Here is a 14,727-nt window from a genome sequence, read left to right on the forward strand (position 1 = left end):
GCGGCGGGCCGCTGCCGTCTCAGCGCTCGCCGAAGTGAGGGCGGGTCAGCTCCTCGGTGAGCCCGCCGAGGGCGGTGTGGTCGTCGGTGTCGCCGGTGTGCGGCCCCTGCAGCCACTGGGCGAAGGACCAGATCTCCGACAGCCGCCACTCCAGGTCGAAGAGGCGCACCAGCTCCGGGTCGTGGTCGACGTCGCGCCCCTCGTGGACCAGCGTGGCGAGGTCGCGCTCGCGCGGGGCCAGCTTCAAGGACTCCCAGTCGATCAGCCAGGTGCGGCCGGCGGCCACCCACTGGTTGCGGACGTGCGGCTCCCCGTGGGTGACGACGTACGCCGCCGGGTCGACGCGCGCGAGAAGCCGCGTGTGCTCTCGTGACCAGGCGCCCACCTGGGTCAGGTGCGTCACCACCAGCTCGCGGGCAGCCGGGCCGAGCGGCGCCGACCAGTCCTCCACGAGGAGGTCGCGGAGGTGGTCGCCCAGGCGTGGATCGATCTCGCTCGACCACACCGGCGCTCCCGGGGGCGGTGTCGCGGCGTGCAGGACGGCGAGCATGTCAGGGAGCTCGGCGACCGACTCCGCCGGACGAGTGCCCTCCAGCCACCGCGTCACGCTCGCGGTCCGCGGCCCGCACGGCACCGTGAAGCGCCCGGACGTCGAGGGGAGGGAGGGCCACACGAAGTCGAGGCCGAGCGCGGCCGCGGCGGCGTACGCACCCTCGAGGCTCTCGGCGGTGTGTCGTGGCAGGTCGGGGTCGAGCGTCGCGAAGTGGGTCGGCTGCCCTTGCACGTCGACCCGCCAGTGGTGGGCGCCCCACCCGACGGCGAGGTGCTGGACGGCGTCGGCGCGCGGCTCCCAGCAGCGGCGGACGACCTCGAGGACGTCGTCGTCGGACACGTCGGGCGGTGGCTCCAGCACGCCCCCACCTCACACCGGCGGCGGCGCCTCCGGCAACCGGATGGTGAAGGCCGCGCCGCCCTCGGGAGCGACGCCGGCCGTGATCGTGCCGCCCATCCGGCGGACGAGCCCGGCGCCGATGGCGAGGCCGAGGCCGTGCCCGCCGGTGGCCCGCCGGCCGCGGTAGCGCTCGTGCAGCACTCCGGGCTCGAAGGCGACGGCGAGGTCGTCCGGCGCCAGGCCGGGGCCCGAGTCGCGCACCTCGACCACGCCCCCGGACCGGGCCGCCAGCACGATCGTCCCGCCGCGGGGCGTCACCCGGAGCGCGTTGTCCAGCAGCCCGTCGAGCACCTGGCGCAGTCGCGACGGATCGGCTCGTACGACGACGGGCGCGGCCTCGGCCACCACCGAGACGCCAGCCGCGCGGGCCCGCGCCGACCACGCCTCCGCGGTCGAGGTCACGAGGTCGCCCGCATCCACCGCGGACGGGGAGATCGCGAAGTCGTCGGCCTGCAGGCGGGCGAGCGCGAGGAGGTCGGCGACGTAGCCCTCGAGGCGCTCGGCCTCCCCGACGAGCGTGGCGCCGACCTCACGGGCGTCCTCCGGCGGCACGGTGCCGTCGGCGAGCCCCTCGGCGTAGCCCCGCACGGCCGTGAGCGGCGTGCGCAGCTCGTGCGAGACCGACAGGAGGAAGCGGCGCTGTCGCTCCTCGCTGGTGCGCAGTGCCCCGTCGAGCTGACCGAGGGCGACGGCGACGTCGGCCACCTCGGACGGCCCGGAGGTCGGGAGCTCGACCCCGCGCTCTCCGGACGCGAGTCTTCGGGCGGCGGCTGCGGTCTGTGTCAGGGGTGCACCCAGCCGGCGGGCCAGCCACGCGGCCAGCGCGAGCGCGACCAGCGTGCCGAGGCCGAGCGCGAGCACCACCCGGCGGCGTACGGCACCGAGCGCCTCGTCGGCGCTGGACACGTCGGAGGCCAGGACGACGGCGCCGCCCCCGAGCGAAGGCCGCGCCTCGACCAGCACGGGTACGCCGTCGAGCTCGCCACTCGTGGAGACGGACCGACCGGCTCGCAGGTCGGCCAGCTCGGCGTCGGTGAGGGCCGCAGCCGCACCGGACGCCCGGTCGTCGGTGACGATGCCGATGCTCAGCCCGGAGACCGCGGTGATCCGGTCGAGACGCTCGAGCCGGTCGGCGGCCGCCGTCAGCTGGGGGATGCCGGAGAGCAGGTCGACCTGGCGGGAGAGGGGCGTGCGCACCGCGTCCTCGCGGGCGCCGGCGAGCAGCGGTGCCACGAGCAGGCCGGCGAGCAGCGCCGACACCGCGGCCACGGCCGCCATGGCGAGCGCCAGGCGGACGGTCAGGCCGCCGGACCTCACGTCCGGCTCCGGGCGCGGTAGCCGACGCCGCGCACGGTCTCGACCGGGCAGTGCTCGCCCAGCTTGGACCGCAGCTGGGCGACGTGGACGTCGACGGTGCGGCTGGTGCCGTAGTCGGCCTGTCCCCAGGCCCGCGACAGCAGCTCGGCGCGGTCGAAGACCTTGCCGGGCGAGCCCATCAGCACCTCCAGCAGGTTGAACTCCGTGGCCGTGAGGTGGCAGCTCTCGCCGTCGACGGTCAGGGTCCGCGAGCCGGGGTCGAGGGTGACGGCGCCGTCGCGCACCGCCCTCGGGCCCGCAGGGGCGCTGCTGCGGCGGACCACCGTCTTCACCCGCGCCACCAGCTCGCGCGGGGAGAAGGGCTTGGTGACGTAGTCGTCGGCGCCGAGCTCGAGCCCGAGCACGCGCTCGACCTCGTCGTCGCGCGCCGTCACGAAGAGCACGGGCGTCCAGTCGCCGGCGTCACGCATCGCGCGGCACACGTCGGTGCCCTCGCCGTCCGGCAGGCCCACGTCGAGGAGCACGACCGCGGGGTGGAGGCGGCGCACGGCCGCGAGCGCGCCGACGACGTCGGTCTCCAGGTGCACCCCGAAGCCGGCGGCGGTCAGGTAGCGCCGGACGAGGTCACTGATCGCCGGCTCGTCCTCGACGACGAGCACGAGTCCGCGCGGCTGGTCCACGGCACGAACGCTAGTCGCCGACGCAGGCCCGGACAGGTCGGTGCGGACGCCCTTACGCAACCCGAACACAGCCCTGACACGGGCGCCACCCGGGGTGAGCACTGTCGTCGTGACCTGACAGTCACCACCACAAGGAGATCGACATGCCACTCATCCAGACGGCCGGGCTCTTCACCGCCGGCCTCGTCGCCACCACCTCGCTGATCGCGGGAGCGACCAACGGTGCCGACGACGCCGACAGCGCCGACACGTCGGCTGCGGACGTGCCGTGCGCGTTGTCCGCACTGCCTGCGGAGCTCCGCGACGACCTCACCGCGGTGCGGGAGCTGCCGGAGGGCGAGCGCGTCGACGCGCTGCGCACGATCCGCGATGACGCGCTGGAGGGCGACTACGGCGTCCGCGTCCAGCACCTCGCCCGGGGGCGCGACGACCGGGTCCGTGCCCTCCGACGGCTGCTCCCCGACGACCTCGAGGGCGACCTGCGCGAGGCCCGCGACCTGTCGGGCGAGGACCAGGCCGCAGCGCTGCGCGGCATCCGCGACGGGGCGCTCGGTGGCGAGTACGGCGACCGGGTCCAGCAGGTCGCGAAGAGCCTCCAGCGGCGCCTCGAGGCCTGCGAGACGCCCTGACCCCCCGCAGGGGCGTCTGCGAGGCTGGTGCCATGCCCGCCATGCCATCGGACACCGACGTCGCAGGCCCCCTGCGCGAGGCCCTGCTCGCTGCCGACTTCACCTACGACCGCGTCGCGGAGGCGATCGGTGAGGACGCCCACCGCGCGCTCGGTCGCAACGAGACCCTGCCCGCCCTGCGGCGTACGACGTCAGGCGGGCCGCTCGACACCCTGGTCCGGCTCTTCCTGCTCCAGACGACCGTGGGTCGCGACGAGGCGGACCGGGCGCTGCCCGGGCTGGTCGACCGGCTCTGCAACGCCGGCCTGCTCGAACAGAGCGTCAGCGAGGTCGCGGCGCGCACGGACTGCCGCCCGTACGCCACCACCGGGGAGGAGGGCGACCGCGACCTGTGGGTCGTCTCCGACCTCACCCCGGGCCTCGACGGAGCTCCCGTCGCCGTCGGCCCCGACCACGTCCTCGGCATCTCCAGCGCCTCGACCAGCCTGGCCCAGCTCACCATGCGCGGGCCGATCGGCAGCGCGCTCGACCTCGGCACCGGCTGCGGCGTGCAGGCGCTCCACCTGGCCGGCCACGCCGACCGGGTCGTCGCCACCGACGTCAACGCCCGCGCGCTCTGGATGACGCGGCTCAACGCCGCCCTCAACGAGGTCGAGGTCGACGTGCGCGACGGCTCCTTCTTCGAGCCGGTGGCGGGGGAGCGGTTCGACCTGATCGCCACCAACCCGCCCTTCGTGATCTCCCCGGCGACCGGCGAGCGCCTCGTCTACCGCGACTCGGGGCTGCCGGGCGACCGGGTGGTCGAGCACATCGTGCGCACCGGGCCCGACCACCTCACCGAGGGTGGCTGGCTGCAGGTGCTGGCCAACTGGGCGATCGTCGACGGGCAGCCGTGGGACGAGCGGCTCGGGTCGTGGCTGCGCGACGACTGCGACGCGCTGGTCGTGCAGCGCGAGACGCTCGACCCCGCGTCCTACGTCGAGCTGTGGCTCAAGGACAGCGGCCACCACGGCGGTCCCGACTACGCGGCGCGCTACGGCACGTGGCTGTCCTGGCTGGAGGAGACCGGGATCGAGGGCGTGGGCTTCGGCTGGATCAACGTGCGCCTCGGCGGGGGTGCCGGCTCCGGGGGAGGCGCGCACGAGCTGGTCGAGTGGCCCTACGACGTCGAGCAGCCGATCGGCCCGGCCATCCGGGCCTGGGGCGACGCGGTCACCGACCTGCGCGGCCTGACCGACGACGACCTGCTGACCACCACCCTCCGCGCCCGCGAGGACGTGCAGCAGGAGACGGTCGGTCGACCCGGCGCGGAGGACCCGGAGGCCATCGTGCTGCGCCAGCAGCGCGGCTTCCGGCGCGCTCGCACCGCCGACACGGTCGAGGCGGCGTTCCTAGGGGCCTGCGACGGCGACCTGACGGTCGGGCAGCTCCTGGGCGCCCTCGGCTCCCTGCTGCAGCGCGACGAGGCCGATCTGCGCGAGACCTACCTGCCGGTGGTGCGCGAGCTGGTCGCCCAGGGCTTCCTGACCACCTGAGGCCGGCTGACGCCAGCCATGTGTGCGTCGCAGCCGATGGGGTACTACGGGCCCATGCCCCACCACGACACCGACGGAGGAGACATCTGATGGCCGAGTCACACGTCAGCGACGAGCTGTGGGAGGAGTTCCACGCCGTGGTCAACATGACCTCGCGGGAGCTCGCCGACTGGATGGTGGTCGAGGCGTCCGATGGCGGCACGGCGGTCGCGCCCGACAGCCCCGAGCTCGAGGTCGGCGAGCAGGTCGTCCAGATCCTCGGCAAGCGGCGCACCGACCTCACCCCCGACGACATCGACACGATGCGTCACGTCGTGGAGCAGGTGCGCACCGTGCGCGGCGACGAGCCCGAGCCGGAGGCCTACGACGACGACGTGCGCCGCATGCTGATGTCGTTCGGGCACGATCCGCTGAAGCCCGCGGAGGCCTGAAACCGGCTCCCTCGTCCCACGCCCCGGACCGGGCGCGTCGCCTCCAGGGGTGGCCATCTGCCGATGTGGCGCTACCGTTGCGGCGCTGAGCACATCTCGGCAGCAACAAGAGGGAGCAGAGAAGAGTGGCAAAGCTCGTCATCGTCGAGTCCCCGGCCAAGGCACGCACCATCGGCGGCTACCTGGGCCAGGACTACGTCGTCGAGTCCTCGATCGGACACATCCGCGACCTGCCGAACAACGCGGCGGACACCCCGGCGAAGATCAAGGACAAGCCCTGGGGTCGCCTCGCGGTCGACGTCGACAACGGCTTCGAGCCCTACTACGTCGTGCCCCGCGACAAGAAGAGCCACATCGCCAAGCTGAAGAAGCTGGTGAAGGAGGCCGACGCCCTCTACCTCGCCACCGATGAGGACCGCGAGGGCGAGGCCATCGCCTGGCACCTCCTCGACGAGCTGAAGCCGCCGAAGGGCCTGCCGGTCCACCGGATGGTCTTCCACGAGATCACCAAGCCCGCGATCCTCGCCGCGGTCGAGAACCCCCGCGAGATCAACGACGACCTCGTCGAGGCCCAGGAGGCGCGCCGCATCCTCGACCGCCTCTACGGCTACGAGGTCTCCCCGGTGCTGTGGAAGAAGGTCATGTCCGGCCTGTCCGCCGGCCGCGTGCAGTCGGTGGCGACCCGCCTGGTTGTCGACCGCGAGCGCGAGCGGATGAGGTTCAAGGTCGCCTCCTACTGGGACCTCGACGCCACCTTCGACGCGGGCACCGGCCACGACCCGCGGATGTTCCCGGCCAAGCTCTACAGCGTCGACGACGTCCGCGTCGCCCGCGGCTCCGACTTCGACAACACCGGCGTGCTGAAGGGCAAGGGCAGCTCCACGTCAGCCCGCGTCCACCTCAGCCGCGCCGACGCCGAGTCGCTGGCCGCCGGCCTGGGCGAGACGTCGTACGCCGTGCGCTCGGTGGAGTCCAAGCCCTACCGCCGCTCGCCCTACCCACCGTTCCGCACCACCACCCTCCAGCAGGAGGCCTCCCGCAAGCTCGGGATGAGCGCCAGCGTCACCATGTCGGTGGCCCAGCGCCTCTACGAGAACGGCTTCATCACCTACATGCGTACGGACTCCACGACGCTGTCGGGCGCGGCGGTCGGCGCCGCCCGCGACCAGGTGCGTGAGCTCTACGGCGCCGAGTACCTCCCGGACTCCCCGCGCACCTACGCCTCCAAGGTCAAGAACGCGCAGGAGGCCCACGAGGCGATCCGGCCGGCCGGTGAGTCGTTCCGCACCCCGGCCCAGACCGGGCTGTCGGGCGAGCAGTTCCGCCTCTACGAGCTGATCTGGATGCGCACGGTCGCCTCCCAGATGAAGGACGCGGTCGGCAGCTCGGTGACCATCCGCATCGGTGGCGCCGCCGCCGACGGTCGCGACGTGGTCTTCAGCTCCAGCGGCCGCACGATCACCTTCCACGGCTTCCTCAAGGCCTACGTCGAGGACATCGACGACGCGTCGAAGCGCAAGGACGACGTCGAGACGCGCCTGCCCAACCTCACCGAGGGTGCGGGCGTCTCGGCCGCCACGCTGACCCCGGAGGGCCACGAGACCAAGGCGCCGGCCCGCTACACCGAGGCCACCTTGATCAAGGAGCTCGAGGACCGCGAGATCGGCCGCCCGTCGACCTACGCCTCGATCATCGGCACGATCCTTAACCGCGGCTACGTCTACAAGAAGGGCACCGCGCTGGTGCCGGCCTGGCTGGCCTTCTCGGTCACCCGCCTGCTCGAGGAGCACTTCCCGCGCCAGGTGTCCTACGAGTTCACCGCCTCGATGGAGGACGTGCTCGACGAGATCGCCAACGGCCAGCGCGACCGCGCCACCGAGCTCGGCGAGTTCTACTACGGCGCCGGCGACGTGGTCGGCCTCAAGACGCTCGTGAGCGACCTCGGCGAGATCGACGCCAAGGAGATGGCGACCTTCGCCATCGGCACCCCCGAGGACGGCATCAACCTCCGCGTCGGCCGCTACGGCCCGTACGTCGAGGGGCCGGGGCCCGACAGCGGGGACCCTGCACCCGTCCGCGCCAACGTCCCCGACGACCTGCCGCCCGACGAGCTGACCGTCGCCAAGGCCAAGGAGCTGCTGGCCAACCCCGCCGGCGAGGAGCAGGTGGTGGGCACCCACCCCGACACCGGGCTCCAGATCGTGGCCAAGAACGGCCGCTTCGGCCCCTACGTCACCGAGCTGCTGCCCGAGGACGCCCCCAAGTCGGCCAAGCCGCGCACCGGCTCGCTCTTCTCCTCGATGACCCTCGACACCGTCACGCTGGAGCAGGCCGTCCGGTTGCTCGACCTGCCGCGGGTGGTCGGCGTCGACGAGGACGGCACCGAGATCACCGCGCAGAACGGTCGCTACGGGCCCTACCTCAAGAAGGGCACCGACTCGCGCAGCCTCACCTCCGAGGACCAGATCTTCGACATCACCCTCGACCAGGCCAAGGCGATCTACGCCCAGCCCAAGCAGCGCGGCCGCGGTGCGGCCACCCCGCCGCTCAAGGAGCTCGGCAACGACCCGGTCTCCGGGCAGCCGGTCGTCGTGAAGGCGGGCCGCTTCGGCGAGTACGTCACCGACGGCGAGTACAACGCCACCCTCCGCAAGGACGACACCGTCGAGTCGGTCACCCTCGAGCGCGCGGCCGAGCTGCTCGCCGAGCGTCGCGAGAAGGGCCCGGCCAAGAAGGCGGCGAAGAAGGGCGCGAAGAAGGCCCCCGCGAAGAAGACCGCCGCCAAGAAGACCACGGCCAAGAAGACGGCAGCCAAGAAGACGACCGCCAAGAAGACGACCGCGAAGAAGGCTGCCAAGAAGTCCTGAGCACTGGCCTGCCGGCGAACGGACTGAACGAGTCTGTCGCCGGCAGGATCACGCTCAGCGTTGGGCGCGGACAGTCCGTTCGGTCCGTCGCGCGGTCAGGACTCCGAGGGAGTCACGGTCTCCTGGCGGGCGTCCTTCAGCTCGAGAGCAGCACCGACGACCCAGGCGATGCCACCGAAGAGCGTCAGGTAGAGGCCGATGGCGGCGGCGCCGTTCATGTCGAGCAGGCCGATGAGGGCGACCAGGCCGGCGAACACCACCGAGGCGATCAGGCTGGCCTTCTCCGGCACCTTGACCCGCCCGAGGAGGCCGACGCGGATGGCCAGCGCGACCGCACCGAGGATCGCGAGGATCAGGGTGAGCACGCCGTCTCCCCGAATGCCCGAGACGCTGAAGCCGAAGACCGACACCCACGGGAGGAATGCCGCAAGCGCGACTACGAGGATGGCGATGCCGGAGACGCGCTGGGGAGTGGAGAGTCTGGAGAGGTCCATGGCCCGAACGCTAGCGGTGCGTGGCGCCCCCGGTGCTCGGTTCGGACGATCACGATCGCCCGCTCAGCGCAGGCCGGCGCCGATGGCGCTAGCCAGGAGGAACGCCCAGCCGCCGGTGAGGCGGTAGGCGCCTGGTCGCGGGCGCAGCAGCCCGGTGAGACCCCCGAACAGTAGGAACAGGGGTACGCCGACCGGCGTCAGAAGGACGAGCCAGGCCCAGCCCCAACGGGTGGCGCGCCACGGCTCGATCGCGCCGATCAGGAGCAACGTGGCGCACACGACGCCGAGACCGACGAAGGTGAGCCAGCCGGGAGCGTCGAAGCCGACGATCGTCGTGCGGATGCCCGAGTAGTGCTGGTTCGTCGGGCCGGTGACCGTGACCTGGCGGCCGTTGGTGCGCAGCCAGTCGGACACGTCGCCGACCACGACCTCGTCGGCCGGTCGCCGCACCTTGCGCGCCTGCCGCTCGCTGGACGCCTGGGTGACGTCGGTGACGTACGCGATGCCGTGATCGCGCCAGCGGATCGTGACGGAGGCGTTGCCCCTGGAACCCTCGGGCAGCTGCTCCGACATGCGCACCTCGGTGACGTCGCCCGCGGCGATGGCCGCGCGGAGGTCCGACACCGTGACCGCCCGCTCACCGAGCACGACGGCGGCACCGAGCATGACCACGAGGATGGCGAGGAGCGACCACGCAGCGATGCGGTCCCAACGACCCACCGGCGGCGTCGGCTTCGCCGTACTCGCCGCCGCCACCTCGGCCTCCATGGTCACGGTCTTCCCCCTCGTTCCGCAGGATCATAGGGGGCGTGACGCCGTGGCGTGCGGCCAACTTTCATCCCTCCGTCGCTGTTTCGGACCGCGCCCCGATGGATACGTTCGACGCGACGGTGTGACGCGGACCATGGGGGGATCGCGCCGCCGCGGACGGAAGTGATCCACATGGCCGCCACATCCCGCACCGCCCTGCTGACCGCGCTCGCGCTCGTCGCGAGCCCGCTCCTCGTGGTCCAGGCAAGCGCGCCGGCCCACGCGACGGTGAGCGTGTTCCCGGTCCCGACGAGCAACGCGGGCCTCGGACGCATCGTCACCGCCCCCGACGGCAACATGTGGTTCGTCGAGGAGAACGTCAACAAGATCGGCCGCATCACACCCGGTGGCCAGATCAGCGAGTTCGTTCTCGGGGAGCAGACCACGGAGGACAGTCGGGTCGTCGACGTGGACGTGGCCCCCGACGGCAAGGTGTGGGTCGTCTACGACTCAGGCTGGAGCGCAGCGCGGGTTGATCCGGCGGCGGGCACGGGCGAGCGCTTCGAACTCGGCGAGTTCCCCTACGGCGGGGCGGTCCGGGTCGGCCCCGACGGAGTCGCGTGGATCACCATGAACTTCGACGAGTCCGGGGTCATCCGGATCGTCCCCGGCCAGCCCTTCAGCTGGACGGACAATGCGCCCGAGTGCAACGACGTCCTCGGCGAGGCCAACGACGGCACGATGTGGTGCCAGGGGGGCGAGGCGGATGCGCAGGACACGATCGTGCGTCTCGGCCCCGATGCCAACAGCGGCACCACCTACCCCCTGCCGAGCGACGCGACCTACCCGAACGCACTCACCGGGGGCCCCGTCGGCTCGATCTGGTTCACCCGCAGCACCAGCGGCAGCTGGCTGACCTCTCCCCGGAACGGCTCGATCGGGTACCTCGACGCGGCCACCGGCGCCACCCAGATCTGGAGCACCGGTTCGCGGACCGCCCCGCAGGACCTGGTGCGCGGTCCCGACAACCAGATGTGGTTCACCAACGTCGGCCTGTCGCCGGGCATCGGCCACATCTCCGCCAACGGCGTGGGCGCGATCAGCTCGATCGGCAACTACGAGCCGACCTCGCTGGCCTTCGGCCCCGACGGCGCGATCTGGTTCACCGACGCCAAGAACAACTCCATCGTCCGCGTCACCACCGACCAGCTGCAGACCACCAACATCGACCTGGGCGACGGTGTCACGATGGCCTCGCCGCCGACGACCACCCCCACCCCGACGCCGACGCCGGCGCCGGGAGCCCGGTCGGTGGGTGCACTGCCCAAGGTCAAGGGCATCACCAAGGTGAAGCGCGGCAGGATCACGGTGCCCGTGCTGTGCGGCCGCGACGTGCCGGGCTGCAGCGGGCGCATCGGCCTCGAGACGGCGAAGGGGAGCAAGGCGCTGGCGAAGCAGAAGGCCTACACGGTCGCTGCCGGCAAGGCGCGCCTGAAGCTGAAGCTGTCGAAGAAGGGCCTGCGGCTCCTCCGCCCCGGGAAGGTCCACAAGGTGCGCGTCGAGCTCACCGCCCCCGGATCCAGGAAGGTGCTGGTCCGGCGGACCATCAAGGTCCGTCGAGGCTGACCCCGAAGCCTGTCCCACCCCGCCCGTAGGGTGTCCGCGTGAGTGCAGGAGTCTTTTCGGAGCGCGGGCTCTTCGTCTGCTTCGAGGGCGGCGAGGGGGCGGGCAAGTCCACCCAGTCCCGCCTGCTCCGCGACTGGCTCGTCGAGCGCGGCGAGACGGTGCTGCTCACCTTCGAGCCCGGCGACACAGCGGTCGGCAAGGAGCTGCGCCGGATCGTGCTCGACCCGGCGACCGGTGAGCTCTCCGACCGCACGGAGGCGCTGCTCTACGCCGCCGACAAGGCCGAGCACGTCGACCACGTCGTGCTGCCCGCCCTCGCCCGGGGCGAGGTCGTCATCACCGACCGCTACGTCGACTCGACCCTGGCCTACCAGGGCGCCGGGCGGACCCTGGCGGTCCCGGAGGTCGAGGCCGTCGCCCGATGGGCCACCGGAGACCTGCGCCCCCACCTGACCGTCGTGCTCGACCTGGCGCCCGAGGCCGGGCTCGGCCGCTTCGAGGAGCGCGACCGCATCGAGGGACAGTCGCTGGAGTTCCACCAGCGGGTGCGGCAGGGGTTCCTCGACCTCGCGGCCGCCGACCCCGACCACTACGTCGTGCTCGACGCGCGTGCGCCGATCGAGGAGATCGCGTCGACGATCCGCGAGCGCCTCGAGCCGCTCCTGGAGGCCCGATGACGACGACCACCGGGACGGTCTGGGACGACCTCGTCGGCCAGCAGTCCCTGATCGGCACGCTGCGTGACGCGGCCGCGGGCCACGGCATGACCCACGCCTGGCTGTTCACGGGCCCGCCGGGCTCGGGCCGCTCCAACGTTGCCCGCGCGTTCGCCGCCGCGCTGCAGTGCGAGACCGGCACCGGGTGCGGCACCTGCGAGCCCTGCCGGCTGGTGATGAAGGGCTCGCACCCCGACGTGACCGTCGTACGCTCCGAGACGACGGTGCTCTACGTCGACGACATGCGCGACCTCGTGCAGGCATCGGCGAAGTTCCCGGCGCTCGGGCGCTGGCAGATCATCCTCGTCGAGGACGCCGACCGCCTCGGCACGCCCGAGAACCCGCGCACGGGCAACGCGTTGCTCAAGGCCATCGAGGAACCGACGCCCAAGACCCTGTGGCTGCTGTGCGCACCGACCCGGGCCGACGTGCTGCCGACGATCGCGTCCCGGTCGCGGCACGTCACGCTGGCCACGCCGACCGCGCCGGAGGTCAGCGAGTTCCTCGTCCGACAGGGCGTGGACGCGGCCATGGCGTCGTTCGCCGCCCGCGCGAGCCAGGGCCACATCGGCCGCGCGCGGGCGCTGTGCGTCGACGAGGACGCCCGCCGGCGCCGCCGCGAGGTCGTCTCGCTCCCGTCGCGCCTCACCTCGCTCGGCGCGGTGATGACCGCGGCCACCAACCTGGCGGAGATCGCCAAGGAGGAGACGGCGGCGATCACCGCCGAGGCCGAGCGGCGCGAGCTCGACGGGCTGCAGTCCATGTTCGGCAGCGAGCGCAAGGACACCGCCACCCGGGCCTACCGGTCGGCCCTGTCCGCCCTGGAGAAGCTGCAGAAGCAGAAGGCCCGCCGCCGCGTGCTCGACGTGATCGACCGCTGCCTGATGGACCTCGTCTCGGTCTACCGCGACGCGATCGCCGTGGCCGTCGGTGCGCCCGGCGAGCTCGTCAACGAGGAGCTGCGCGGCGACGTCGAGGTCGTCGCCCGAGCCGCGTCGCCCGAGCAGCTGCTCCGGATGATCGACGCGATCTTCACCGCCCGCGAGCAGATGCTGGAGTTCAACGTGCCGCCACAGCTGGCCCTCGAGTCGATGACCGTCGCGCTGCGGCTGCCCGGGGGACGCGCGTGAAGCGGATCCTCGCGCTGGTGGCGGTGCTCGCCCTGGTGCTCACGGCGTTCGTCGCGGTCGGGGTGGCGCTCGGGGAGGGTTCCGACGACGCACCCCGGGTGCAGCCCACCCCCTCGCCCACGACCCCGCCGCCGGCCTCGGTCACCCGGGCGCCCGAGCCGGCGCTCACCGACGTCTACTCCCAGCGCATCGACTGGCAGCCGTGCGCGAGCAACGACGACCAGGACTGCGGCACGCTCACCGTGCCCATCGACTACGCCGACCCCAGCGGCGAGACCATCGACCTCGCGCTGCTGCGCGTCCCGGCCTCGGGCGCCCGCGTCGGCTCGATGGTGGTCAACCCGGGCGGCCCCGGCGCGCCCGGGACGTCGTATGCCGCTGCCGGCGGGCTCGTCTTCCGCAAGCCCCTCCTCCAGGCGTTCGACGTGGTCGGCTTCGACCCGCGCGGCACCGGCCGGTCGGCACCGATCGACTGCCTCAGCGACGAGGAGATGGACGCCTACATCGCCGCCGACCCCACCCCCGACACCCCTGAGGAGGTCGAGGACTACGAGGAGACGGTGATGGGGCTCGGCGCGTCCTGCCAGGAGAGCTCCGGGCCGCTGCTCGGGCACGTCACCACCATCGAGGCTGCCCGCGACATGGACGTGCTGCGCTCCGCGCTGGGCGAGGAGAAGCTGACCTACCTCGGCGCCTCCTACGGCACCAAGCTCGGCGCCACCTACGCCGAGCTCTTCCCCGAGCGGGTCGGGCGCTTCGTGCTCGACGGAGCCGTCGACGTCTCGCTCGACCTCCGGGCGATGTCGCTCGACCAGGCCGCGGGCTTCGAGACGGCGCTGCGCGCCTACGTGCAGAACTGCCTGGACTCGACCGACAACTGCTTCCTCGGCGACTCGGTCGAGGAGGGCCTGGCGAAGATCAGCGAGCTGCTCGAGCAGGTCGAGGACGAGCCGCTGCCCGCCGGCGACCGCGAGCTCGAGGTCGGCAACGCGTTCTACGGGATCGTGGCGCCGCTCTACAACCGCGACTACTGGTTCCTCCTGAGCGCCGCGCTGTCCTCGGCGCTCGACGGCAAGGGCTCCGCGCTGCTGGAGCTCTCCGACCTCTACTCCTCGCGCGGCTCCGACGGGTCCTACGACGACAACTCGATGGAGGCCATCTACGCGATCAGCTGCCTCGACGACCCGAGCTCCGTCGACTTCGACACGGTGCCGTCCGAGTTCGCGGCCTTCGAGGAGGCCTCGCCGACCTTCGGCAAGGTGTTCGCCTGGGGCCTCACCGGGTGCCGCGGGATCGAGGTGACCTCGTCGGAGGAGCCGCTCGACATCCGCGGTGAGGGCGCTGCCCCGATCCTCGTCCTCGGCACCAGCCGCGACCCGGCGACGCCGATGAAGTGGGCCGAGGCGCTGGCCGCGCAGCTCGACTCGGGCGTGCTCGTCGAGCGCGACGGCGACGGGCACACGGCCTACAACTCGGGCAACGAGTGCATCGACACGATCGTCGAGGACTACCTCGTCGAGGGCACCGTGCCCGACGACGGCACGACCTGCTGAGGGGTCCTTCGGCCCTGCTGTCCACGACGGCTCCCGCCTAGCGTGGA

At 72.5% G+C, this 14,727-nt stretch carries 13 protein-coding genes; 8 read left to right on the top strand and 5 right to left on the bottom strand.

All coding sequences use genetic code 11. From position 1 onward, the window contains the following. Positions 1 to 19: 19 nt before the first annotated feature. The 3 genes from ASC64_RS07345 to ASC64_RS07355 are packed head-to-tail and all read right to left on the bottom strand — an operon-like array spanning position 20 to position 2,949. A complete protein-coding gene (locus tag ASC64_RS07345) occupies positions 20 to 913 on the bottom strand; it encodes a hypothetical protein (protein WP_056906899.1) in 894 nt (297 codons plus the stop codon). Between the two features lie 9 nt (positions 914 to 922). Beyond that, positions 923 to 2,269: a sensor histidine kinase gene (locus ASC64_RS07350; RefSeq protein ID WP_056906900.1), complete on the bottom strand. Its 1,347-nt coding sequence runs from the start codon at positions 2,267 to 2,269 to the stop codon at positions 923 to 925. Next, positions 2,266 to 2,949 (bottom strand): response regulator transcription factor, encoded by a 684-nt coding sequence (locus ASC64_RS07355; protein WP_056906901.1) that lies wholly within the window; start codon positions 2,947 to 2,949, stop codon positions 2,266 to 2,268. The genes ASC64_RS07350 and ASC64_RS07355 overlap by 4 nt, the downstream gene beginning before the upstream one ends. A 143-nt stretch (positions 2,950 to 3,092) precedes the next feature. On the opposite strand from ASC64_RS07355, the gene ASC64_RS07360 reads away from it, so the two are divergent. The 4 genes from ASC64_RS07360 to topA all read left to right on the top strand — a co-directional run bounded on the left by ASC64_RS07360 (position 3,093) and on the right by topA (position 8,411). Beyond that, a complete protein-coding gene (locus ASC64_RS07360) occupies positions 3,093 to 3,578 on the top strand; it encodes a hypothetical protein (RefSeq protein WP_056906902.1) in 486 nt (161 codons plus the stop codon). A gap of 32 nt (positions 3,579 to 3,610) precedes the next feature. After that, the gene (locus ASC64_RS07365; protein ID WP_306666141.1) at positions 3,611 to 5,113 is read left to right on the top strand and encodes a class I SAM-dependent methyltransferase; all 1,503 of its coding nucleotides are present in this window, start codon (positions 3,611 to 3,613) and stop codon (positions 5,111 to 5,113) included. An 89-nt stretch (positions 5,114 to 5,202) separates the two neighbouring features. After that, on the top strand, positions 5,203 to 5,544 hold the full coding sequence (locus ASC64_RS07370; protein ID WP_056906903.1) for a DUF3140 domain-containing protein: 342 nt from the start codon (positions 5,203 to 5,205) through the stop codon (positions 5,542 to 5,544). Between the two features lie 125 nt (positions 5,545 to 5,669). Then, positions 5,670 to 8,411, top strand: coding sequence for a type I DNA topoisomerase (gene topA / locus ASC64_RS07375; RefSeq protein WP_056906904.1), 2,742 nt, complete (start codon positions 5,670 to 5,672; stop codon positions 8,409 to 8,411). A gap of 95 nt (positions 8,412 to 8,506) precedes the next feature. Here the strand turns inward: topA and ASC64_RS07380 are convergent, their stop codons facing one another. Both ASC64_RS07380 and ASC64_RS07385 read right to left on the bottom strand, forming a co-directional pair. Next, positions 8,507 to 8,905, bottom strand: coding sequence for a hypothetical protein (locus tag ASC64_RS07380; protein ID WP_056906905.1), 399 nt, complete (start codon positions 8,903 to 8,905; stop codon positions 8,507 to 8,509). Positions 8,906 to 8,968: 63 nt separating this feature from the next. Next, a complete protein-coding gene (locus ASC64_RS07385) occupies positions 8,969 to 9,679 on the bottom strand; it encodes a hypothetical protein (RefSeq protein WP_156385080.1) in 711 nt (236 codons plus the stop codon). A 168-nt stretch (positions 9,680 to 9,847) separates the two neighbouring features. On the opposite strand from ASC64_RS07385, the gene ASC64_RS07390 reads away from it, so the two are divergent. The 4 genes from ASC64_RS07390 to ASC64_RS07405 are packed head-to-tail and all read left to right on the top strand — an operon-like array spanning position 9,848 to position 14,680. After that, complete coding sequence (locus ASC64_RS07390) at positions 9,848 to 11,281, top strand: Vgb family protein (RefSeq protein WP_156385081.1); 1,434 nt, start codon at positions 9,848 to 9,850, stop codon at positions 11,279 to 11,281. Positions 11,282 to 11,319: 38 nt separating this feature from the next. Then, positions 11,320 to 11,958, top strand: a complete 639-nt coding sequence (gene tmk, locus ASC64_RS07395; RefSeq protein WP_056906908.1) for a dTMP kinase — start codon at positions 11,320 to 11,322, stop codon at positions 11,956 to 11,958. Further along, on the top strand, positions 11,955 to 13,127 hold the full coding sequence (locus tag ASC64_RS07400) for a DNA polymerase III subunit delta' (RefSeq protein ID WP_056906909.1): 1,173 nt from the start codon (positions 11,955 to 11,957) through the stop codon (positions 13,125 to 13,127). Before tmk ends, ASC64_RS07400 begins: the two co-directional genes overlap by 4 nt. After that, positions 13,124 to 14,680, top strand: a complete 1,557-nt coding sequence (locus tag ASC64_RS07405; RefSeq protein WP_056906910.1) for an alpha/beta hydrolase — start codon at positions 13,124 to 13,126, stop codon at positions 14,678 to 14,680. Before ASC64_RS07400 ends, ASC64_RS07405 begins: the two co-directional genes overlap by 4 nt. Positions 14,681 to 14,727: the final 47 nt, after the last annotated feature.

Origin of the sequence: Nocardioides sp. Root122, from assembly GCF_001425025.1 — a bacterium.
Classification (GTDB): domain Bacteria; phylum Actinomycetota; class Actinomycetes; order Propionibacteriales; family Nocardioidaceae; genus Nocardioides.